The following is a 19,379-nucleotide window of genomic DNA, read 5'->3' on the forward strand; positions in this document are numbered from 1 at the left end:
AGAGTGACTCAGTGAATCAGCATGCCGCCGTTCACATCGAGGGTGATGCCGGTCAGATAAGCGGACAGGTCGCTGGCCAAAAACAGCGCAGCGTTGGCGACGTCCTGCGCTTGACCCAGGCGACCCAGCGGAATGCCGTCGATGATGGCGTGACGGCGGTCATCCTGCATCAGGCCACCGGTGATGTCGGTGTGAATCAGCCCCGGTGCGATGGAATTGACGCGAATATTGTCCGGCCCCAATTCCCGCGCCATGGCCTTGCCCAGACCCAGCACCCCAGCCTTGGCTGCGCTGTAATGCGGGCCACCGAAGATGCCGCCGCCGCGCTGTGCCGACACCGACGACATGCAGACGATGCTGCCGGAAGACTGTTGGCGCATCAGCGGAATCACCGCTTGGGACATGAGCAAAGTGCCGCGCAGGCTGACGTCCAGCACCTTGTCATAGTCCGAAGGGCGAATATCGAGGGTCTTCAGTGGCTGGGTGATGCCGGCGTTGTTGACAAGAATATCGATGCGCCCGAAGTGCTCGATGATGGTAGCGACGGCTTGCTGAACCTGCGCTTCGTCGGCCACGTTGGCCGCCAGGCCCAGATGACCTTCGCCCAGTGCTGCGGCGGCGTCACGTGCTGCGGATGCATCCAGATCGAGGATGACCACGCGAGCGCCGTGTTGCGCGAATGTGCTGGCGGTAGCGCGGCCAATGCCACGGGCAGATGCGGCACCGGTAATGATTGCGACTTTGCCTTGAAGAAGCATGGAGGATTCCCTCGAATTGTTTTTATTGGGTCGGTGTGTAAGTAACCGATGACTCAGCTTGTCCTCCGGGGCGAGCGTGAGCAATAACGCGGAAGTCACTCAATGCTGAAAAAAATTCAGCACTCGTCAGGCCGTTTCGCAAATGCTTGAATGAAACCGGTCCGTACATCACAAGAAATCACCACGGAGTCCCCATGCGCTCAGACACTGAGGCACCGATCATCCTGCCACCGCTGAAAGCAATTCAGGCCTTCGAGCAAACCGCGCGCTTCGGCAATGTCGCCAGGGCAGCGGAAGTGCTGGACCTGACCCCCTCGGCAGTCAGCCATCAACTGGCGAAACTTGAAGGGATGATCGGCCGGCAATTATTTGTTCGCGCCGCTCGGGGCGTCTCGCTGACGCCGGTCGGCGAGCAGTACCTCAAGGAAGTCTCCGGGATTCTGCACAGTCTCGCCGTTGCCACCGAGCGGGCGGCCAGCGATGTCAGCCTCGATTGCCTGCGCTTGCATTCATCGCCGAGCTTCGGCCTGCTCTGGCTGATGCCACGCCTGGAAGCGTTTCGCGCGAGTCATCCGGACATTCAGATCAACCTGTCGTGCTCCTATGAATCGCTGCACTTCAGTCGCGACAAGATCGACGTCGATATCCGCCATGGTCTGCCGAACTGGCCCAGTTATGAGGTGCGTACGGTCAGGAACGAGACATTCGCGGTGCTGACTTCACCGAAACTGCTCGCGCAACGCCCGGTGCGCGGCGCGGCGGACCTGCTGGAGTGCGATCTGATTCTGTCGGAAGCGACGCTACTCAAATGGCCGCAATGGTTTGCCCAGCATGGCCTGGCGCGTCCGGAACGGCCTTACGCATTGAGCTTCGATCGCTCGTATATGTCGCTGGAAGCAGCCAGTCACGGCTTGGGTTTCGCGCTGGAAAGCACATTGCTTGCGCAGAAGTATCTGGCAGCGGGCACGTTGGTTGAAGTAGCGCCTGAATCACTGAGTGCTGCGGTGGCGGCGCACCATTTGGTGTATCCCAAGGCGCATTCGAGCTTTCCACGGGTGAGGCGTTTTCTGGCGTGGATGGAGAGCGAGTTGGGGCACGAGTTCGCGTATTGAGTGGGGATCAATTCTTTCAAACTCTCTGAAACGCTCAAGGTCAATCCATTAACGGTCTTGATCATTCACGCAAGAACGCACTTTTCCGCGCGCCGCCGACCCACGAAAAAGCCAAAGGCTAAGCCGCCTGTTCTGCTCTGTGTTCATCGTTTCTTCAGGAGGGTCTGATTTATGGTTATCGCATGTCTGGGATGGGGATCACTGCTCTGCAAGCCGGGGAAGCGATGAGCGCCCGCAGCCAGGCGCAGATTGCCGCGATCTTCGATCAGCTGTTGGCACTGCGAGAAAGTGTCGACATTCTCCAGCACGTGGAGAGCGCTAGGGTCGAGTCGCTGCGTGGGCATCAGACCGTGGACGCCCCCGAGTCGTTGGATCTGGTGTTTCAGAAGCTCCATGAAGACATCGCCAGTATGGAGGAAACCCTGGCGACGATAGCCGAGGCTACCGGGGATGTGTCGAAGTTGTGAGGGGCGCGCGGGGTGGCATGCAGAGATGATTTGCCTGGTCTGGCGTCTTCGCGAGCAGGCTCGCTCCCACAGGGTTTTGCGTCATATCCCAGAAGTCAATCGACTTACGAATCAGGTGGGAGCGAGCCTGCTCGCGAAAGCGCTGGGTCAGGCACTCACTCAGTTGGATGTGCCGACGCTATCGCGAGCAGGCTCACTCCTACAGCGGGGCTGGGTCTCTGACCACGCGCAGCGCTTCCACCACCAGGGAAAACGCCGGCGACGGCTGGCGGCGGCTGGGGTAGTAGAGGTGGAAGCCACCGAACGGTTCGCACCAGTCTTCCAGCACTCTGACCAAACGCCCTTCAGCCAGGTGCGCGCCGAACTCGTCTTCGGGCAGGTAGGCAATCCCTAAGCCGTTCACAGCGGCGTCGGCGATGTGCACAGTCGAATTGAACACCAGTTGGCCGTCGACCCGCACTTTCAACTTTTTGCCCTGACGCTCGAATTCCCAGGCATCGACACCGTCGTAGGTCGGAAAGCGGATGTCGATGCAGCGGTGCGCCGCCAGATCGCGCGGATGTTGCGGGGCAGGGTGCTGGGCAAAGTAGCTGGGCGAAGCGACCACGGCCATACGCAATGGCGGGCCGATCGGCACAGCGATCATGTCCTGGGCGACGGTGTCGCTGAAGCGTACGCCGGCATCGAAGCGGTCGGCAACGATGTCGCGGAAACCATAGTTGATATCGAATTCGAGCTTGATGTCCGGGTATTGCAGCAGTAGCGGCGTCAGCTTGGGCAGCAGAGTGGTCTTGATGATGTTGTCGCCACACGTGATCCGCACGGTGCCGGCAGGCTTGTCGCGCAACTCGGTGAGAGCGTCCAGCTCGGCTTCGATTTCATCGAAACGATGACCCACGGTTTGCAGCAAGCGTTCGCCGGCCGCCGTCAGTGACACGCTGCGCGTGGTGCGGGTCAGCAGGCGAATTTTCAGACGTGCTTCCAGCGCCGAGACCACCTGGCTGACCGCCGATTGCGTCACGCCCAGTTGCACCGCCGCGCGGGTGAAACTGCCGCTGCGGGCAACGGTGACGAAGGCGAGCAGGTCGTTGAAATTGGGTTTGGCCATGGGCGCGCGCTCGGGTTTATTGATTAGCAGTGTTTATAACCGCATTAAGCACTCATTAGCTAATCAAAGCCTCGAGCCTGCGCAACAATACCTCCATCCCGGCCTCGCCTGGTTTCTCGATCAAGGACGCCCCCATGAAACGACTGTTCATACTGCTCGGGTTTCTCCTGAGTTCATTTACTGCATTCGGAGCTGACATGTCCCACGGTGCTGACAATTTTTTCAAGAGCGATAAGGTGACCGTGCAGAAGGTCAGCTTCAAAAATCAATATCAACTCACCGTGGTCGGCAACCTGTTTGTCCCCAAAGGACTCGACCCGGCAGCGCGCAGCGCGGCGATTATCGTTGGCCATCCGATGGGCGCCGTAAAGGAGCAGAGCTCCAATCTGTATGCGCAGAAACTGGCGGAGCAGGGCTTTGTCACCCTGTCGCTGGATCTGTCGTTCTGGGGCGAAAGCGAGGGCGCGCCGCGCAATGCCGTGCTGCCGGATATGTACGCCGAAGACTTCAGCGCGGCCGTCGATTACCTCGGCACACGGCCATTCATCGACCGCGAGCGCATCGGCGTGTTGGGCATCTGCGGTAGCGGCAGCTTCGTGATCAGCGCGGCGAAAATCGACCCGCGCATGAAAGCCATCGCCACGGTCAGCATGTACGACATGGGGGCGGCCAACCGTGACGGCCTAAAGCATTCGCAAAGCCTTGCGCAGCGCAAGCAGATCATTGCGCAAGCGGCCGAGCAGCGTTACGCAGAGTTCACTGGCGGCAAGGTTGAATACACCGGCGGCACCGTGCTGGAACTGAAGGCCGACACACATCCGATCCAGCGTGAATTCTTCGATTTCTACCGCACCCCGCGCGGCGAATTCACCCCGGCCAGCTCGACGCCGCAACAGACCACACGGCCGACGCTGACCAGCAATACCAAGTTCATGAACTTCTATCCGTTCGTCGATATCGAGAGCATCTCGCCGCGCCCCATGTTGTTTATTGCCGGTGCCGACGCGCACTCGCGCGAGTTCAGCGAAGAGGCGTTCCGGTTGGCGGGACAGCCAAAAGAACTGGTGATCGTGCCGAATGCCGGCCATGTCGATCTGTACGACCGGGTCGAGCTGATTCCTTTTGCCAAGCTGACGCAGTTCTTCAAGAGCAACCTGAAGTAACTTTCACCGCGACGGAGCAAAGCGATGCGGATTTTTGCCAACGGCTGGAAGGGATTCGTTCTGATGGCATGGCTGCCCTTTGCTCTGTCTGCACCGACCGCTATGGAGGACCGCACGATGTGGATGACTGTCGGAGAACACCGCTTTGCCATTGCCCTGGATGACAACCCGAGCACTCGGCAATTGCTCACGCGATTGCCGTTGAGCCTGGACATGGCCGACCTGCACAGCAATGAAAAATACGCCACCGTGCAGCCGCCATTACCTACCCAGCCCTACCTGCCGGGCACGATCCACAACGGCGATTTCCTTTTGTATGGCGACGATACGCTGGTGGTCTTCTACCAAACCTTCGATTCGTCTTACCGCTATTCGCGCCTTGGTCGCATCGACCGACCGCAGGACTTGGCCGAAGCCTTGGGGCGCGGCGATGTGCGGGTGACGTTCACTCTGCATGAGTGAGGAGAGTCATTGATGAACCGGAAATCGTTAAATCAAGGGCGTCTTCTGCGCATCGTGGCCCTCGGCTGTGCGGTCCTCGCCAGCGCAGCCTGTGTGAATCCTCTTTGCGCCAATCCTTCCCAATCACCGGAGAAACCGATCATGCAAGAACAGCCTCTGACGCTTAAACAACTGGCGATCGCCCCGATTGCCGCCAACGCCGCAATCGGCGACATGCCGCGTTTGCACTACGCACTCGATCAAGGTCTCGATGCCGGGCTGAGCATCAGTGAAACCAAGGAAATTCTGGTCCAGTTGTACGCCTACGCCGGGTTCCCGCGCAGCCTCAACGCCTTGTCATTGCTGATGAAGGTTTTGCAGGAACGCGCTGCTCGGGGCATCGAAGACGTGCCGGGACGCGAGCCGGGTCCGGTTCCGTCGGGATATGCGCTCACCGAACTCGGCACCGACAATCAGACCCGTCTGGTCGGCGCGCCAGTCGCCGGTCCACTGTTCGAATTCGCCCCGGCGATCGATCAGTTTCTGAAAGTGCACTTGTTCGGTGACATCTTCGCCCGCGACAACCTGGCATGGACGGATCGGGAACTGGCGACGGTTGGCGCACTGGCGGCAATGGCTGGGGTGGAATCGCAGCTGGAGTCACATTTGAAGATCAGTCTGAATGTCGGGTTGACGGTTGAGCAGTTGCGGCAAGTAGCGCACGAGTTGAAGGCGCGTGGGGATTTGCAGGCTGCTGAGCGGGTGGGCGCGGGGCTGGACAAAATCCAGCGGTGAGGGCGGCTCGGATTCATTGCCGCCCTGTTAATGCAATTCCTATAGTGCGCGCTGGCGCCGACTCGCTCCCGGCGAGGCGCCTGTTATACGCTTGAACGCACGACTGAACGCCGCTTGGGAGGTGTAGCCCAAGCGCTGCGCCACTTCTTCGATCGGCAGTCTTTCCAGTGTCAGCCACTGACTGGCCAGGCGCATCCGCAGTTCGGTGGCGTAGCGCAGCGGCGGGGTGCCGAGGGTGGTCTGGAAGCGTTCGGCGAAGACCGAGCGTGAGGTGTTGCACAGCGTTGCCAGTTCGGCGACGCTCCAGTCGCGGCCCGGTTGTTGGTGCAAGGCCAGCAAGGCCTGCGCCAGGCGTGGGTCGCGCAGGGCGGCGACGAGACCGGAGGCATTGCCGCAAGCGCATTCGACCCAGCCACGAACGATCATTGCCGCCACTACGTCGGCAAGGCGAGCGAGAATCCCGGCGAAGCCGATGCGCGCTGCGCTGACTTCGCGTTCCATGGTCGCGAGAATCGGCATGAGTCCCGGATAACGCTGGCCGCCTGCGTCGATCAGCATCAGTCCCGGCATCAACCGACCGAGGCCTTGCAGGCAGCCGAGTTCGAACTCCATACAGCCACTGAAGAGCAGGGCGCTATCGGGCGAATCGGCGCTGTGCCCGACCTGCACCGCGCAGACCGTATCGCCGAGTGGCGCGGCGACGGCGCTGTCAATGTCCTGCACTTCGGCGCCCGGGTCTGACAGCAACTGGTGCGCGGCACCATGGGCAATGAATACCGCATTGCCCGCCGACAATGCGTACAGGCTGCCGTCCTCTAGTCGCAACACCGTCGATCCAGCAGCGACGAAGTGGAAATACGCATGGCCGGATTTGTCGCTGAAACCCAGGCCATACGGTGGACCGGCGTGGATTTGCCGATACTGCACGCCACGCAGACGCATGCTGCGCAGCAATTCTGTGATCAGGTCTGAGGACACAGAGAAGGGATCGGTGCTGCTCATGTTCGGGGTTTCGATCAAAAGTTCAAGACTTCGCATCATAGATCATCCGGTTTGCCGTCAATAGACTGCCCTCTTGAAATGTCCGAGGGAGTATTGAAATGAATGAATGTGTAGGTGATGGGCGAACTGACGGGGAGCCGCTGGTGCCTGCGTGGATGGCGGTTTTCTCACTGGCGATGGGGGTGTTCGGTTTACTCACTGCGGAATATCTGCCGGCCAGCCTGCTGACACCGATGGCGCTGGATCTCGGCGTCAGCGAAGCGCTGGCCGGGCAAGCTGTGACCGTGACAGCGGTGGTCGCGCTGTTTGCCGGATTGCTCGTACCTGGGTTGACGCGCAGCCTTGATCGGCGCTTGGTCTTGCTCGGTTTCTCGGCGCTGATGATTGCCTCGAATCTGCTGGTGGCGTTGTCGTCCAGCCTCGCGGTGTTGCTGATCATGCGCATCCTTTTGGGCATAGCCCTCGGCGGATTCTGGAGCATGGCGGCGGCCGTGGCGATGCGCCTGGTGCCGGCGGCGCTGCTGCCCCGCGCGTTGTCGATCATCTTCAGCGGGATCGCCGTGGGTACCGTGGTGGCGGTGCCGTTGGGCAGTTATCTCGGCGGCCAGTTTGGCTGGCGCAGTGCGTTTTTCGCAGCTGCAGCGGTGGGCGTGGTGACGCTGATTTTTCAGATGTTCACGCTACCCAGTCTGGCGCCGCATCGTCCGTCACGCCTGCGCACGGTGCTGGAGGTGTTGCTGCGACCGGGCATTGCCGTCGGCATGTTCGGCTGCGTATTGGTACACACCGGTCACTTTGCGTTGTTCACCTATATCAGGCCATTTCTGGAAAGCACCACCGGCGTCGGCGCGCAGACCTTGGCACTGATGCTCCTTGGTTTCGGCGTGGCGAACTTTGCCGGCACGCTGTTCGCCGGCTGGCTGTTGCAGCGCAATCCACGCGCAACACTGGTGCTGATGCCGGTGTTGGTGGGCGTTGCTGCTCTGGCGCTGGTCGGGTTACCGGCGTCGCTCACCGGGCAGGTGTTGCTTCTGGCGCTGTGGGGGATGGCCTTCGGTGGCGTGCCGGTCGCATGGTCGAACTGGGTGGCGCGCTCGATACCCGATCAGGCCGAAAGCGCGGGCGGCATGGTTGTGGCGTCCGTGCAGTCGGCGATTGCCGCAGGCGCCGCCGCCGGCGGTTCGGTGTTCAGTTTCAGCGGTATCAATGGCGTGTTTGTAGCGGCTGGAATGCTGATGTTGCTGGCCGCGCTGCTGATTGCACTGAAGGTCAATGTCGATGTGCCGGAGCCGGGTTCGGCGCCGGTGGCACCGGTGCATTTGTGATCTGATCAATCCGCCTTACGCGAGGCGGCAATGTCCCAGGTCTGCATGACCTGAGTGATGGCAGCATCAATGTTCTCCAGCGCGGTATTGTCTCTGGCGAGGATGGATATGCCCTGCAGGAAACTGTCGAATACCGTCGCCATCGCCGCCGTACTTGTGCCGCTGGCCAGCTCGCCGGCATTCACAGCGCGTTCGACGCAGGCTTGAATGCCGGCACGGGTGCGCTGCCGTGAGCGGGTCAGGGCTTGCACCACATGGGCGTTTTCCGGGCTCGGTGCGCTCATGACACCGAGGGTAACCATGCAACCCTTGGGGTGCGTGTCGTCGCATTGCATGCGTGCCGACCGGCGCAAAGCGGTCTCGATCGCCTGGCGTGGTGGCAGGCTGTCGTCCCACAGGCACTCGGTGACTTGCGCATAGGTGGCTAAATAAAGTTGCACGCATTCATCGAACAACGCTTCCTTGGATCCGAACGCGGCGTAGAAACTAGGCGCAGAGATACCGCCACCCAGGCCTGCCTTCAACTGGGCCAGCGATGTCGCGTCGTAGCCGTGTTGCCAGAACAGTTGCAGAGCCTGATCGACGGCGTCGTCGCGATCAAACTGACGGGGGCGACCGGTTCTCGCCATGACCTGACTCCTCATTGATTTCATATAAAGACTAGTCGATACAGAAATTGTTGACAACGCTGCGCATGCACCCTCAGGATCTAGAACGATCGGTATTTAAATCTGATTCGGTTTTTTCGAGGAGCTTCCAGTGACACCTTCAATCACCTTAACGGCTACGCCAAAAGGCCTGCCCATCGGCGCTTTGCTGGCGCTGGCCATGACTGGCTTCATCTGCATCGTCACCGAAACCCTGCCGGCGGGCTTGCTGCCGTTGATCAGTGAAGGCCTGGCGATTTCGCCGTCCATGGCTGGGCAAATGGTTACCGCGTACGCATTGGGTTCCGTACTGGCGGTGATCCCGATGACCATCGCCACCCGGGGCTGGCGGCGCCGCAACGTCCTGCTGCTGACGATTGTCGGTTTCCTGCTGTTCAATTCGATTACCGCGCTGTCGTCGCACTACGGCGTGACGCTGGTCGCGCGGTTCTTCGCCGGGGTTGCGGCGGGTTTGGCATGGAGTCTGTTGGCCGGCTATGCGCGACGCATGGTTGAGCCCGAACAGCAGGGCAAGGCGTTGGCACTGGCGATGGTCGGCACACCGATTGCGCTGTCGCTGGGCGTGCCTCTGGGTACGTGGCTCGGTGGGCTGGTCGGTTGGCGCACTACATTCGGCCTGATGTCGGCGCTGACCTTGGTACTGATCGTCTGGGTGCTGGTGAAAGTGCCCGACTACCCGCCGCAGCCGGCCCATCAACGCCGATCGCTGAGCAAAGTCCTGACTACCCCGGGCGTGCGTCCTGTGCTTGCAGTGGTGATCAGCTGGATGCTGGCGCACAACATTCTCTACACCTATATCGCTCCGTTCGTTGCGCCGGCGGGCATGGCCGAGCGGGTGGATGTGGTGTTGTTGATCTTCGGCATCGCCGCGCTGGTCGGGATATGGCTGACGGCGAAGCTGGTCGAGCCGCTGCTGCGCTCGACTGTTCTGCTGAGTTTGGCGACCTTTGCCGCCGTCTGCGTGGCGCTGGGTTTTGGCGGAGGCAACCCAGAGGTGATTTATCTCGCCGTGGCGGTATGGGGTTTGACCTTCGGCGGCGCGGCGACGCTGTTGCAAACGGCGCTGGCTGACGCGGCGGGCGACGGAGCGGATGTCGCCTTGTCGTTGAATGTAGTGGCGTGGAACAGCGCGATCGCTGGCAGCGGTGTCGTCGGCGGCGTGCTGCTCGATCAGTGGGGCGTTGCCTCATTTCCGTGGGCCATGCTGGCACTGGTCGCTATCGCCTTCGCCATTGCCTGGGGTGCCCGGGCCCACGGTTTCAAGTCGGGCCAGCGATCTGTAGGAACTTCGGTGGTGGCGGGGCATTGAACCCCGCCAGCAGCTTTTTCAACCGCGCTTCGGCAGTTTCCAGTTTGGTCGGATGAAGTGGCAGGTGTAGCCGTTCGGAATGCGCTCCAGGTAATCCTGATGCTCGGGTTCCGCTTCCCAGAACGGGCCGGCCGGTTCTATTTCCGTAACCACTCGGCCCGGCCACAACTTCGATGCGTCGACATCGGCGGCGGTGTCCTCAGCGACGGCGCGCTGCACGTCGTTGCGGTAGTAGATCGCCGAGCGGTAGCTCGGGCCAAGATCGTTGCCCTGACGGTTAGGCGTGCTCGGGTCGTGGATCTGGAAGAAGAACTCGAGGATCTGTCGGTAGCTGATCACGGCCGGATCAAACTCGATCTCAATGGCTTCGGCGTGGTTGCCGTGGTTGCGATAGGTCGCATTCGGCACATCGCCGCCGGTGTAGCCGACGCGGGTCTTGAGCACGCCGGGGTAGCGGCGCAACAGATCCTGCATACCCCAGAAGCAGCCGCCGGCGAGAATGGCAGTTTCGGTTTGAGTGGTCATGGTGTGTGCTTCCTCTCGGAGACGATGGGGGATACCCACTGTTATGAGGGCGGGTTGAGAGAATCCAAGGTCACGCTCATCAGAATCGACGACTGGCCCGCTGATCAAGCGGCCCGCAGGCGACTGTCAACCAAAGCCAAAGAGCGAACGCAGCTTGCTCGGTGCCTTGCGTTCGTAGAATGGCTTGGTCTCCTTGAGGAAGTAATCACTCAGCCCGGCTTGTCCCGTCAGCACGCGGCAAAAATCAACTGGCCCGCCATCAGGGGCTGTGTCCGCAGCGACATTGCCGGCTTCGCGCATGACCTGTTCGATATCGCCATCCGCTTCGATGCCGACGACCAGGTGCGGCTTTTCATCAACCGAGGCGTCGTGCATGAGCGCCAGGAACGCGCGTTTCACATTGCAGTGTTTGGCCAGCAGTTGCGAGAGCGAGTGGACCATCGTCGATGGGTAGTCCGAAGGCTGTCCGAGCAACACGTTGGTTTCTTTTTCGACGGTACGCTGCGTGGCGGGCCGGCCGATTTCGCCTGAGAGCAGGCGTTGCACTTCATCCGGAAGGAATTCCTTGCCGTACGGCGACTTCGGATTCAGAAAGAGCAGTGCGCCCAACGTGATTTCTAACAATGATCGGGCAGGTATCTCCACATAGCTCTGCTCGCTGTCGATGGATTGTTGCAGCGTGGGCAGCGAGGAGAAGAACGGAATGACCGGCGTGCCATCGGGCTTCTGCCAATGAGCGATGCTGATGTTGCTACCGGCTTCGAGATTGACATGACCTTGCGCCGCACCGGCGGTGCCGAGGATGTAGACGGTCGAATCCAGCAGGGTGCGATAGAACTCAGGGCGATGCGCGGGTTCGTCCGCGGCCAGTCGGAGTGATGTCTCCAGAGGGTTTTCTTGGGAAGTATCCATGAGATTAATCCGTTATTTTCAGTGGAGAGCGATGATTACCTGACCGACTCGAAGATGCCTGCATTCACCAGCATTTCATCCAGCTTCTCGGGCCATATCTGATCGTCGATGCCTCGTAGCGATTCAGCGGACCACCAACGATGATCGGCCATGACCTCGGTTTCTTCCTGAGTCCAGCCAGCTCTGGATAGCCGCTCGCTTGGCGTATGCACGACGAAATATTGTTCGACCGCGAGTACAGTTTCGCCGTTGGGTAATAGCATGGAAAAATCACGGTGAGCTACAGGTCCGTCAACCGTGAGGACCTCAATACCGGTTTCCTCACGCAACTCACGTATTGCAGCGTCATGGAATGTCTCACCGGCCTCAAGGCCGCCGCCTGGGGTTGCCCAGTAATTTCTGCCGGCCAAGGCGCCGTTCTCATGGATGAATCTGAAAAGCAGAACTTCTTGCGAGGGACTTATGACCAGTAATCGTGCTGCTTTGCGTTCGCGCATCTACATCTTCCTTGAAGGGCTTGCCACTGCTTGTTGCGTTTCGGATTCGTATTGCAAGAGGACGTCGGGCTGGCAAAAGCTCCTTATTGCACAGCCATTAAAGACCACCCAACCCGCTGAACCATGGAAAAACAACGCCAGATTCATGGCCTTTATATGCTGACCTCGCCCGCAATTGTCTGCGACAACGAAGCCAGCTGATGATCGCCGGTATCGCCAATAGCGTCAAAAACCACTGGAAAGCATTGCTGGACTGAAGCGCGAGGGCCAGAAGCACATTGATCAGCAATGCCCCAAGAATCGCGACGTTGTACTTGATGTGCCGACGTTTGATCGCAACAAATTCTTCCCAGTCGTAAATCAACCAATCGTGGGAAAACTCTCCGCACTCAGGGCATTTATGCGTGGGCGGAAGGTTATCGGTGGTGAACCCACAATCAGGGCAGCAGACTGTCATTGAGCGAACCTTCCGCAAGCTGTCTCATATCGCTAGCCAGCGTAGTGCAGATTGGCTGGAGTTGTCCGTCTACAGCCAACAGGCCTCACAACAAACTCCACGAAACCCCGACATAAACCCCCATCCCTTCACCCGGCGTCGACCGTGCGGCATCCAGCCCTTTGTCGTCATACCCCGGCGTGACCGTTGCCGCATAGCGTTTGCCGGTCAGGTTGCGCATGTCGACCCAGCCTTGCCAGTCGCCCTTCGGGGCGTTGTAGCCGAGGGTGGCGCCGAACAGGGCGTACGGGTCGGCGTAGTAGCTGTTGGCGTAGTCCGCGGCAACTTTGGACACCAGTTGCGTGTTCACGGCGGCGAAGAAACCCTGCGGCCAGTCGTAACGCAGTTCGCCCTGGTAATAATGCATTGGCAGGCCCGGCAGGCGGTTGTCGCCGAAGCGTTCGTCGTTGCGGTAGTGGAAGTCGCTGAAGGTGTAGGCCTGGCGCAAGCTCAACTGGCGGCCGTCGGCGGCGGTCCAGAGTTTGGTGTTGAGGCTGGCCTCGATGCCTTGGTGCACTGTCGGGCTGGCGTTGAGTTCGTAGGGCGTGACGGCGTTGGCGTCCGGCAGTACCGAGAGCAATTCGTGACGAACTTGCGCGTAGTACCAGGCCAGGCTCCATTCGCCGAAGGCGCTGTCGCCACGGCCGCCGAGTTCCAGGGTGGTCGCGGTCTGGTTTTGCAGTTCGATCGGGTCGCGCTGGGTGCCGGTGGCGGCGCCGCTGCCGGCAGGGAAGCGCACGTTGGAGCTGTAGATCAGCGACCACGGGTGCGGTGCTTCGACGGAGCGGCTGAGGTTGCCGAACACTTGTACGTCCGGGGTGATCTGGTAGCGCAGGCCGATGCGCGGTGCATAGTCCCAGTCGCTGAGACTTGTTTTGCCGCCACCCTGCGGATAGGTCACGGCGCTTTCGCGGCGGGTGTAGATGGCGGCGAGGCCGGTGGTCAGCCACAGGTCGTCGGCAATTTCCAGATCGTTACCGAAATGCAGCACGGTATCCGAACCCTGATAAGTGAAATTACGCATTCGCGTGCCGGGGGCATAGCTGGCGGTGTTGCCACTCGGGATTCGCACGAACTCGCTGGCGCCATCGTTGGGCAGGTGCTTGGTCACGCGCAGGCCGACATTGCTGCGGCTTTCCATGCCGAACAAAGTGTCGCGGCGCTTGTAGTCGAAGGTGCCGCTGACGTCGGTGTATGCCACCTTCAGCCGGTTGGGGCCTTCGCGCAGATCCATCGGGTAGTCGTGGTAGGCGAGGCCGGTCTGGATGCTCGAATCGTCATCGAGATAGAACGTGGTCTTGTTGCCGATGAAGGTACTGCCGGGTTGCTTGCGGCTGTCATCGCGGGCCACATACGCCGGGTTGGCTGCCCGTGGGCTGTGTTCGATGGAATGCTTGGTCACGCGACCGGCGAGGTCGTTGTCGGTTTCGCGATAGCGGAAGTAGAAGCGGGTTTCCAGATTCGGGTTGAAGCGATAGCCGAAGTTGGCGATCAGGCCTTTGCTCTCGCTGACGGTGTGGTCCTGATAGCCGTCGGCGTTGGCATCGGTCAGGGACACGTAGTAATCGAAATCTCCCAGCACTTGCCCGGAGCTGACCTGGCGCTGCTGATAGCCATGGCTGCCGGTGGCGTAGCGCACTTGCAGCTTTGGCGCGGTGTAACCGGTGTGGCTGACGTAATCGATAGCGCCGCCCAGTGCCAGCGAGCCGCGATCGAAGCCGTTGGCGCCGCGCAGCACTTCGACATGGTCGACCCACAGCGGCTCGAGCAATTCATACGGCGTGCCGCCGGGGCCGGTGAGGGGCAAGCCATCCAGCATCGTGTAGAGCCCCGAGGCGTGGGCGCCGGGTGCGCGGTTGATGCCTGAACCACGGATGGAAATCTTCACACCTTCGTTGCCCGCCGACTGGGCATAGACCCCCGGCTGATAGGCCAGCACATCCTGATTGCTGGCAACGCGGCCCTGCAACGGCTGGCGCATATCGACCACGTTGGTGGCGCCGGCTACCTGTTCGAGGCGTTCCCTGGCTTCTTCGACCGAGGCATCGGTGCCACTGCGCTGATCCGCCGAAATCAATACCTGCCCCAGCTCCAGACCTTGGGTCTCGGCCATCACTGGGCAGGCCAGGGCCAGACCGAGCAGGGCAGTGGGCAATGATTTGGGCGACGGCATCGAGAAACTCCAGCAAACAGGGGATCGGGCAATGAACAGTGCGACGTCGGAACAAACCCAGGAAACACATGGCGACAGGGCTTTTTTGCCCGGTGATGGCAAACAACCCGGCGTCAACTAACCTCACGGATCAGGGCCATCGGGTCAATAAACAATTTCAGCGGGCTGTTGAAGCGCGAGGACAGGTTCATGGCGAAAGACAAGAAGAAACCTGCAAAGGCAATCGAACGTCCACGCTTGAAAAACAAGGACTATCTCGAACAGCTGCGCAAGCTGCACATTGAACTGGTCAAGCTGCAGGAGTGGGTCATCGCCAAAGGTGTCAAGGTGTGTATTGTTTTCGAAGGGCGCGACGGTGCGGGCAAGGGCGGGGTGATCAAGGCGATCACCGAACGCGTCAGCCCACGGGTGTTCCGGGTGATGGCATTACCGGCGCCAACCGATCGAGAAAAAAGTCAGATGCATGTACAGCGCTATCTGCCGCATCTGCCGGCGGGCGGCGAGGTGGTGATTTTCGACCGCAGTTGGTACAACCGCGCCGGTGTCGAACGGGTCATGGGCTTTTGCACGGAAGAACAGGCCGACAAGTTTCTCAAGTCGATCCCGTGGGTAGAAAACGCTATCGTCGATTCGGGGGTGATCCTGCTCAAGTACTGGCTTGAGGTCAGTCCGGAGGAACAGACCCGCCGGCTCGAAGCGCGAATCAATGATGGGCGCAAGATCTGGAAATTGACACCCATGGATCTGAAATCCTACAGCCGCTGGTATGACTACTCACGGGCGCGGGACGAGATGTTCAAGCATACCGACACCGATTGGGCGCCGTGGAGGGTTGCCGATTCCAATGACAAACGTCGTGCACGGCTGAACATCATCACTGATCTGCTCAGTCGCATTCCCTATGAAGAGGTGAAGCGCGACAAGGTCGAGTTGCCGAAACGGCAGAAGCCGGGCAAGTATCGGGAGCCGGATTATCCCTACAAGCGGGTGGCGGAGCGGTTCTGACATTTGCGGTTTTTTTGTTGGGGCGTGGCGGCCTTTGGGCCGACCAGGCTCTTGGGGTTTTGGGTGTATATCCGTTTTTTCGGGTGTTGCGGCTGGCGGTTTCGCCCTTACGGCGAGTCACCTTTTCCAAACGCCGAAAAGGTAACCCAAAAGGCTTGCTCCTACGTTCGGCCCCTCGCGGGCTCGGGGTTCCTTCGCTCCGGGATCGATCCTGGCGCAGCGGCTACGGTTTGCTTCGCTGCACCTCCTTCCGCTGTGTCTGGCTGCGCCAGACGGTCGCTGCGCTCCCACGCCCGGATCAATCCCTCCACTCAGCCTTCCGACGTCGCCGGTGGATCAAAAGCAAGATCAAAAGCACTCGAGCTAACGCTCATTGTGTAGGAGCTGCCGAAGGCTGCGATCTTTTGATTTTGCTTTTCTGTGGGAGTGAGCCTGCTCGCGATGACGGAGGAACATTCAAATTTAATTTGACAGATATACCGCTATCGCGAGCAGGCTCACTCCGACAGGGTTTTGCGCATCAACCGTCCATCCGTCGTCTGCCCTGAACCTCTCTCGCACTGATTTTTCTACCGGGTAAGTCCCTCAGGAGATTCCCGTATGTTCGATCAGCAAAAAAAGGCATCACTGGCGGCATGGCGCAAGATGGCGGAGCAGGCCGAGGGCGATCTGGATCCGGAACAGCAATATGACGAGTTGCTCAAGGCTGCGGATCAGATGGAGGAGCAAGGCCTGATCACCAGTGCCGAATGGCGCCAACTGGTACGCGACGCCGGTAACGTTTTTACCCTGAACGAGGAACAGCCACAGCGCTGACAGCTGCCATCGGAGGACGTCCCATGCTCAGTTATCTGTTTATCGGCGCCAACGATGTTGAGCGTTCGGCGGCTTTTTACAAGGCGATCCTGACGCCGCTCGGCTACCGGCATGATCGCGAAGAACACTACTGTTTCTACCTGCCCGATTGCGCCGACAAGTCCAACGGCCCCGGCAGCGTGCACATATCACAACCGTTCAATGGCGAGCCGGCAACTCCGGGCAACGGCATGATGCCGGCGTTTCGCGCCGACTCGCGGCATAAGGTTGATCAGGTGTATAAGACCGGGCTCGACCATGGCGGCAGCGATGAGGGCGCGCCCGGCACGCGCGAGGCCTACACGCCGGACTTTTACGTGGCCTATCTGCGCGATCCCGAAGGCAACAAGCTTGCTGTGTTCTACAGCGGTTGATGGATGGAGGCTGTCGATTCGGCCCTGATGGCGGCCCGTGCCCAGTTTGCGATCACGATCAGTTTCCATATCGTGCTGGCGGCGTTCAGCATTGGTCTGGCGAATTTCCTCATGGTGCTGGAAGCGATGTGGTTGAAAACCGGGCGCCAGGTTTATCTGGATGTTTATCGTTACTGGCTCAAGGTATTCGCCCTCAACGTTGCAGTGGGCACGGCGTCGGGATTGATTCTGGAATATCAGTTCGGCCTCAATTGGTCGCGGCTGTCGGTGCAGGCCGGTGATGTCCTTGGTCCGCTGATGTTCTATGAAGTGATGGCGGCGTTTTTCATCGAAGCGGGATTCCTTGGCATCATGTTGTTCGGCCTGAAGAAGGTCGGCCCGCGTCTGCATTTTTTTGCCACCTGCGCGGTGGCCGTCGGTTCGGTTATAAGCGCTTTCTGGATTCTTTCCGCCAATTCGTGGATGCAAACCCCCGCCGGCTATTCGATTGGCGCGGATGGGCGTTTCCTCGCCGAGGATTGGTGGGCAATCATCTTCAACCCTTCGTTTCCCTATCGCCTGGCGCACATGCTGCTTGCCGTGTTTATCGGCAGTGCGACGCTGATTGCCGGCATCAGCGCCTGGCAATTGCGCAAGGCCTCGGCAAATCCGCGTGCTCGCCTGCAATTCTCCATGGCGCTGTGGGTGATTGCGCTGCTGATGCCGGTGCAGATCGTTGTCGGGGACCTGCATGGCCGGCACAGTTTGCACGCCCAGCCGCAGAAAGTGGCGGCGATCGAAGGCTCATGGACGCGCCCGGCTCAAGGGGCAGGGGAGCCACTGCGGCTGTTCGCATGGCCGGATATGCAAGAACGCCGCAACCACTTGGAGGTGGCCATTCCACGCATCGGCTCCCTCTACCTGCAGCACGACCTGACCAGCACCATCGCCGCGCTTGATGAATTTCCGGCTGAGGACATCCCGCCCGTCACACCGGTGTTTTTCGCCTTCCGGCTGATGGTCGGGCTGGGGCTGTTGATGCTCGGGCAGGGCGTGGTCAGCCTGATCCTGCGCCGGCGTAATCGCCTGTACACGGCGCGTCGCTGGCTGGGCGCCTGCGTGCTGCTGGCACCGGCCGGGTTTCTGGCGATGCTCAGCGGCTGGGTCGTCACCGAAGTAGGTCGTCAGCCGTTTACGGTCTATGGGCTGATGCGCACGGCGGACAGTCTTTCGTCGGTGTCGAGGGCTCAAGTCGTCGGGTCGACGTGGCTGATTCTGCTGTTTTATCTGCTGATCTTCGGCATCGGCCTGTGGGTATTGCTGCGCTTGTTGCGCGAGCCGCCGCAGCAGGATCAACCGGGGCCGCAGCCCACCCTTGGCGACGAAACCGGGCACTGAGGAGTCGCAGACATGGACACGGATTGGCTGACCCTTTTGTGCGCGGCGGCGCTGGCGTTCTCGGTGATGAACTACGTGCTGCTTGACGGCACTGATCTGGGCGTCGGCATGCTGATGGGTCTGACGCGTTGCAGCGAGCAGCGGCGGGCGATGGCGGTGACGATTCTGCCGGTGTGGGACGCCAACGAAACCTGGCTGGTACTCGGCGGCGGAGGGCTGCTGGCGTTGTTTCCGCTGGCCTACGCGATTCTGCTGCCGGCGTTGTACGTGCCGTTTATCGTGATGTTTCTGGCCCTGATCGCGCGGGCCATGGCGTTGGAGTTTCGTGACTACGCAGCGAACGAACAGCGCAAAAGAGTCGTCGATGGCGTGTTGGCGCTGGCTTCGCTGCTGACGGGTTTTGTTCAGGGCGTGGTACTGGGGACTTTGGTGCAGGGTGTTGCGCATCAGGACGGTCAGTACATTGGCGATGGCCGCGACTGGCTGAATCCGTTCCCCGTGTTTTGTGGTCTGGTGCTGGTGCTCGGTTACGTGTGGCTGGGGACCTGCTGGTTGTATTGGCGCACCCTGGATGAACTGCAGCGGCACTCGGCCCGCCAGGCCCGCGTGCTGGCGCTGGTCGTCGCGGCACTCTTGCTGGTGCTGATCGCATGGACGGCGACGTTGCAGCCGCAATATGCCCGGCGGCTCGCCGATATTCGGCTGTGGTTGCCGGCAGGGCTGATCGTCAGCGCTCTAGGATGGGTGTTCAGCAAAGGTTTTCACAGCCGCTTCGACTTCATCCCGCTGTTCGCCGCATTGGGCGTCTTCGTCCTGGCTTTCGCGGTGATGCTGGTCGCGCTATTTCCCTTCATCATTCCGCCGGATCTGACCTTGGGCGAAGCCGCCTCAAGCCCGAACAGCCAGATCTTCATGCTTATCGGATTCGCCGTGCTGATCCCCATCACGCTGGCCTACAACACTTTCGGTTTCCGCGTGTTCAGCGGCAAGGTGCGCGTTGCCAGCGATGGCTGAGGG

General features: G+C 60.4%; 21 protein-coding genes. 12 read left to right on the plus strand and 9 right to left on the minus strand.

The genetic code is table 11. The features are described 5' to 3' along the window. Positions 1 to 8 precede the first annotated feature (8 nt). A complete protein-coding gene (locus tag AB4N53_RS04885) occupies positions 9 to 758 on the minus strand; it encodes an SDR family NAD(P)-dependent oxidoreductase (RefSeq protein ID WP_460118653.1) in 750 nt (249 codons plus the stop codon). Positions 759 to 952: 194 nt separating this feature from the next. Here AB4N53_RS04885 and AB4N53_RS04890 point away from each other — a divergent pair, with 194 nt between their 5' ends. Continuing rightward, positions 953 to 1,870: a LysR substrate-binding domain-containing protein gene (locus AB4N53_RS04890; protein ID WP_460118655.1), complete on the plus strand. Its 918-nt coding sequence runs from the start codon at positions 953 to 955 to the stop codon at positions 1,868 to 1,870. A 182-nt stretch (positions 1,871 to 2,052) separates the two neighbouring features. After that, positions 2,053 to 2,337, plus strand: a complete 285-nt coding sequence (locus AB4N53_RS04895) for a hypothetical protein (protein ID WP_460118657.1) — start codon at positions 2,053 to 2,055, stop codon at positions 2,335 to 2,337. A gap of 199 nt (positions 2,338 to 2,536) precedes the next feature. Here the strand turns inward: AB4N53_RS04895 and AB4N53_RS04900 are convergent, their stop codons facing one another. Further along, complete coding sequence (locus AB4N53_RS04900; RefSeq protein WP_460118659.1) at positions 2,537 to 3,445, minus strand: LysR family transcriptional regulator; 909 nt, start codon at positions 3,443 to 3,445, stop codon at positions 2,537 to 2,539. Positions 3,446 to 3,579: 134 nt separating this feature from the next. Here AB4N53_RS04900 and AB4N53_RS04905 point away from each other — a divergent pair, with 134 nt between their 5' ends. The 3 genes from AB4N53_RS04905 (at position 3,580) to AB4N53_RS04915 (ending at position 5,844) form a co-directional block, all read left to right on the plus strand. Next, on the plus strand, positions 3,580 to 4,608 hold the full coding sequence (locus tag AB4N53_RS04905) for an alpha/beta hydrolase (RefSeq protein WP_460118661.1): 1,029 nt from the start codon (positions 3,580 to 3,582) through the stop codon (positions 4,606 to 4,608). Between the two features lie 63 nt (positions 4,609 to 4,671). Beyond that, positions 4,672 to 5,070, plus strand: coding sequence for a cyclophilin-like fold protein (locus AB4N53_RS04910; protein ID WP_460118663.1), 399 nt, complete (start codon positions 4,672 to 4,674; stop codon positions 5,068 to 5,070). A 12-nt stretch (positions 5,071 to 5,082) separates the two neighbouring features. Continuing rightward, complete coding sequence (locus tag AB4N53_RS04915) at positions 5,083 to 5,844, plus strand: carboxymuconolactone decarboxylase family protein (protein ID WP_460118665.1); 762 nt, start codon at positions 5,083 to 5,085, stop codon at positions 5,842 to 5,844. 39 nt (positions 5,845 to 5,883) lie between these two features. Here the strand turns inward: AB4N53_RS04915 and AB4N53_RS04920 are convergent, their stop codons facing one another. Beyond that, positions 5,884 to 6,846, minus strand: coding sequence for a cupin domain-containing protein (locus tag AB4N53_RS04920; protein ID WP_460118667.1), 963 nt, complete (start codon positions 6,844 to 6,846; stop codon positions 5,884 to 5,886). Between the two features lie 98 nt (positions 6,847 to 6,944). On the opposite strand from AB4N53_RS04920, the gene AB4N53_RS04925 reads away from it, so the two are divergent. After that, positions 6,945 to 8,171, plus strand: coding sequence for an MFS transporter (locus AB4N53_RS04925; protein WP_460118669.1), 1,227 nt, complete (start codon positions 6,945 to 6,947; stop codon positions 8,169 to 8,171). Positions 8,172 to 8,176: 5 nt separating this feature from the next. Here the strand turns inward: AB4N53_RS04925 and AB4N53_RS04930 are convergent, their stop codons facing one another. Beyond that, the gene (locus AB4N53_RS04930) at positions 8,177 to 8,800 is read right to left on the minus strand and encodes a TetR/AcrR family transcriptional regulator (RefSeq protein ID WP_460118671.1); all 624 of its coding nucleotides are present in this window, start codon (positions 8,798 to 8,800) and stop codon (positions 8,177 to 8,179) included. A gap of 130 nt (positions 8,801 to 8,930) precedes the next feature. Here AB4N53_RS04930 and AB4N53_RS04935 point away from each other — a divergent pair, with 130 nt between their 5' ends. Continuing rightward, a complete protein-coding gene (locus AB4N53_RS04935; RefSeq protein ID WP_460118673.1) occupies positions 8,931 to 10,148 on the plus strand; it encodes an MFS transporter in 1,218 nt (405 codons plus the stop codon). 18 nt (positions 10,149 to 10,166) lie between these two features. Here the strand turns inward: AB4N53_RS04935 and msrA are convergent, their stop codons facing one another. The 5 genes from msrA to AB4N53_RS04960 all read right to left on the minus strand — a co-directional run bounded on the left by msrA (position 10,167) and on the right by AB4N53_RS04960 (position 14,751). Next, positions 10,167 to 10,673 carry a peptide-methionine (S)-S-oxide reductase MsrA gene (msrA, locus tag AB4N53_RS04940; RefSeq protein ID WP_460118675.1) on the minus strand — a complete coding sequence of 169 codons (507 nt, stop codon included), beginning with the start codon at positions 10,671 to 10,673 and terminating at the stop codon, positions 10,167 to 10,169. Between the two features lie 126 nt (positions 10,674 to 10,799). Continuing rightward, positions 10,800 to 11,585 carry an enhanced serine sensitivity protein SseB gene (sseB, locus tag AB4N53_RS04945; protein WP_460118677.1) on the minus strand — a complete coding sequence of 262 codons (786 nt, stop codon included), beginning with the start codon at positions 11,583 to 11,585 and terminating at the stop codon, positions 10,800 to 10,802. Positions 11,586 to 11,620: 35 nt separating this feature from the next. After that, positions 11,621 to 12,082, minus strand: coding sequence for an NUDIX hydrolase (locus tag AB4N53_RS04950; RefSeq protein ID WP_460118679.1), 462 nt, complete (start codon positions 12,080 to 12,082; stop codon positions 11,621 to 11,623). A 97-nt stretch (positions 12,083 to 12,179) separates the two neighbouring features. Further along, positions 12,180 to 12,539, minus strand: a complete 360-nt coding sequence (locus tag AB4N53_RS04955; RefSeq protein ID WP_122699165.1) for a hypothetical protein — start codon at positions 12,537 to 12,539, stop codon at positions 12,180 to 12,182. Between the two features lie 85 nt (positions 12,540 to 12,624). After that, positions 12,625 to 14,751, minus strand: a complete 2,127-nt coding sequence (locus AB4N53_RS04960; RefSeq protein WP_460118681.1) for a TonB-dependent receptor family protein — start codon at positions 14,749 to 14,751, stop codon at positions 12,625 to 12,627. Positions 14,752 to 14,940: 189 nt separating this feature from the next. Between AB4N53_RS04960 and ppk2 the strand changes: the two genes are divergently transcribed. From ppk2 to cydB, 5 genes are all read left to right on the plus strand, one after another. After that, positions 14,941 to 15,756, plus strand: a complete 816-nt coding sequence (gene ppk2, locus AB4N53_RS04965) for a polyphosphate kinase 2 (RefSeq protein WP_460118683.1) — start codon at positions 14,941 to 14,943, stop codon at positions 15,754 to 15,756. Positions 15,757 to 16,356: 600 nt separating this feature from the next. Beyond that, on the plus strand, positions 16,357 to 16,572 hold the full coding sequence (locus tag AB4N53_RS04970; RefSeq protein ID WP_073474890.1) for a hypothetical protein: 216 nt from the start codon (positions 16,357 to 16,359) through the stop codon (positions 16,570 to 16,572). Between the two features lie 23 nt (positions 16,573 to 16,595). After that, complete coding sequence (locus tag AB4N53_RS04975; RefSeq protein ID WP_460118685.1) at positions 16,596 to 16,985, plus strand: VOC family protein; 390 nt, start codon at positions 16,596 to 16,598, stop codon at positions 16,983 to 16,985. Positions 16,986 to 16,988: 3 nt separating this feature from the next. Then, positions 16,989 to 18,362 carry a cytochrome ubiquinol oxidase subunit I gene (locus AB4N53_RS04980; protein ID WP_460118687.1) on the plus strand — a complete coding sequence of 458 codons (1,374 nt, stop codon included), beginning with the start codon at positions 16,989 to 16,991 and terminating at the stop codon, positions 18,360 to 18,362. A 12-nt stretch (positions 18,363 to 18,374) separates the two neighbouring features. Then, the gene (gene cydB / locus AB4N53_RS04985) at positions 18,375 to 19,376 is read left to right on the plus strand and encodes a cytochrome d ubiquinol oxidase subunit II (protein WP_460118689.1); all 1,002 of its coding nucleotides are present in this window, start codon (positions 18,375 to 18,377) and stop codon (positions 19,374 to 19,376) included. Positions 19,377 to 19,379: the final 3 nt, after the last annotated feature.

The sequence above is a fragment of the Pseudomonas sp. H3_E04 genome, assembly GCF_054668915.1.

Excerpts from the sequence above, each read along its gene's own strand:
- AB4N53_RS04885 (WP_460118653.1), bottom strand. The coding sequence starts at position 758 with ATGCTTCTTCAAGGCAAAGTCGCAATCATTACCGGTGCCGCATCTGCC.
- AB4N53_RS04890 (WP_460118655.1), top strand. The coding sequence starts at position 953 with ATGCGCTCAGACACTGAGGCACCGATCATCCTGCCACCGCTGAAAGCA.
- AB4N53_RS04895 (WP_460118657.1), top strand. The coding sequence starts at position 2,053 with ATGTCTGGGATGGGGATCACTGCTCTGCAAGCCGGGGAAGCGATGAGC.
- AB4N53_RS04900 (WP_460118659.1), bottom strand. The coding sequence starts at position 3,445 with ATGGCCAAACCCAATTTCAACGACCTGCTCGCCTTCGTCACCGTTGCC.
- AB4N53_RS04905 (WP_460118661.1), top strand. The coding sequence starts at position 3,580 with ATGAAACGACTGTTCATACTGCTCGGGTTTCTCCTGAGTTCATTTACT.
- AB4N53_RS04910 (WP_460118663.1), top strand. The coding sequence starts at position 4,672 with ATGGCATGGCTGCCCTTTGCTCTGTCTGCACCGACCGCTATGGAGGAC.
- AB4N53_RS04915 (WP_460118665.1), top strand. The coding sequence starts at position 5,083 with ATGAACCGGAAATCGTTAAATCAAGGGCGTCTTCTGCGCATCGTGGCC.
- AB4N53_RS04920 (WP_460118667.1), bottom strand. The coding sequence starts at position 6,846 with ATGAGCAGCACCGATCCCTTCTCTGTGTCCTCAGACCTGATCACAGAA.
- AB4N53_RS04925 (WP_460118669.1), top strand. The coding sequence starts at position 6,945 with ATGAATGAATGTGTAGGTGATGGGCGAACTGACGGGGAGCCGCTGGTG.
- AB4N53_RS04930 (WP_460118671.1), bottom strand. The coding sequence starts at position 8,800 with ATGGCGAGAACCGGTCGCCCCCGTCAGTTTGATCGCGACGACGCCGTC.
- msrA (WP_460118675.1), bottom strand. The coding sequence starts at position 10,673 with ATGACCACTCAAACCGAAACTGCCATTCTCGCCGGCGGCTGCTTCTGG.
- sseB (WP_460118677.1), bottom strand. The coding sequence starts at position 11,585 with ATGGATACTTCCCAAGAAAACCCTCTGGAGACATCACTCCGACTGGCC.
- AB4N53_RS04950 (WP_460118679.1), bottom strand. The coding sequence starts at position 12,082 with ATGCGCGAACGCAAAGCAGCACGATTACTGGTCATAAGTCCCTCGCAA.
- AB4N53_RS04955 (WP_122699165.1), bottom strand. The coding sequence starts at position 12,539 with ATGACAGTCTGCTGCCCTGATTGTGGGTTCACCACCGATAACCTTCCG.
- AB4N53_RS04960 (WP_460118681.1), bottom strand. The coding sequence starts at position 14,751 with ATGCCGTCGCCCAAATCATTGCCCACTGCCCTGCTCGGTCTGGCCCTG.
- ppk2 (WP_460118683.1), top strand. The coding sequence starts at position 14,941 with ATGGCGAAAGACAAGAAGAAACCTGCAAAGGCAATCGAACGTCCACGC.
- AB4N53_RS04970 (WP_073474890.1), top strand. The coding sequence starts at position 16,357 with ATGTTCGATCAGCAAAAAAAGGCATCACTGGCGGCATGGCGCAAGATG.
- AB4N53_RS04975 (WP_460118685.1), top strand. The coding sequence starts at position 16,596 with ATGCTCAGTTATCTGTTTATCGGCGCCAACGATGTTGAGCGTTCGGCG.
- AB4N53_RS04980 (WP_460118687.1), top strand. The coding sequence starts at position 16,989 with ATGGAGGCTGTCGATTCGGCCCTGATGGCGGCCCGTGCCCAGTTTGCG.
- cydB (WP_460118689.1), top strand. The coding sequence starts at position 18,375 with ATGGACACGGATTGGCTGACCCTTTTGTGCGCGGCGGCGCTGGCGTTC.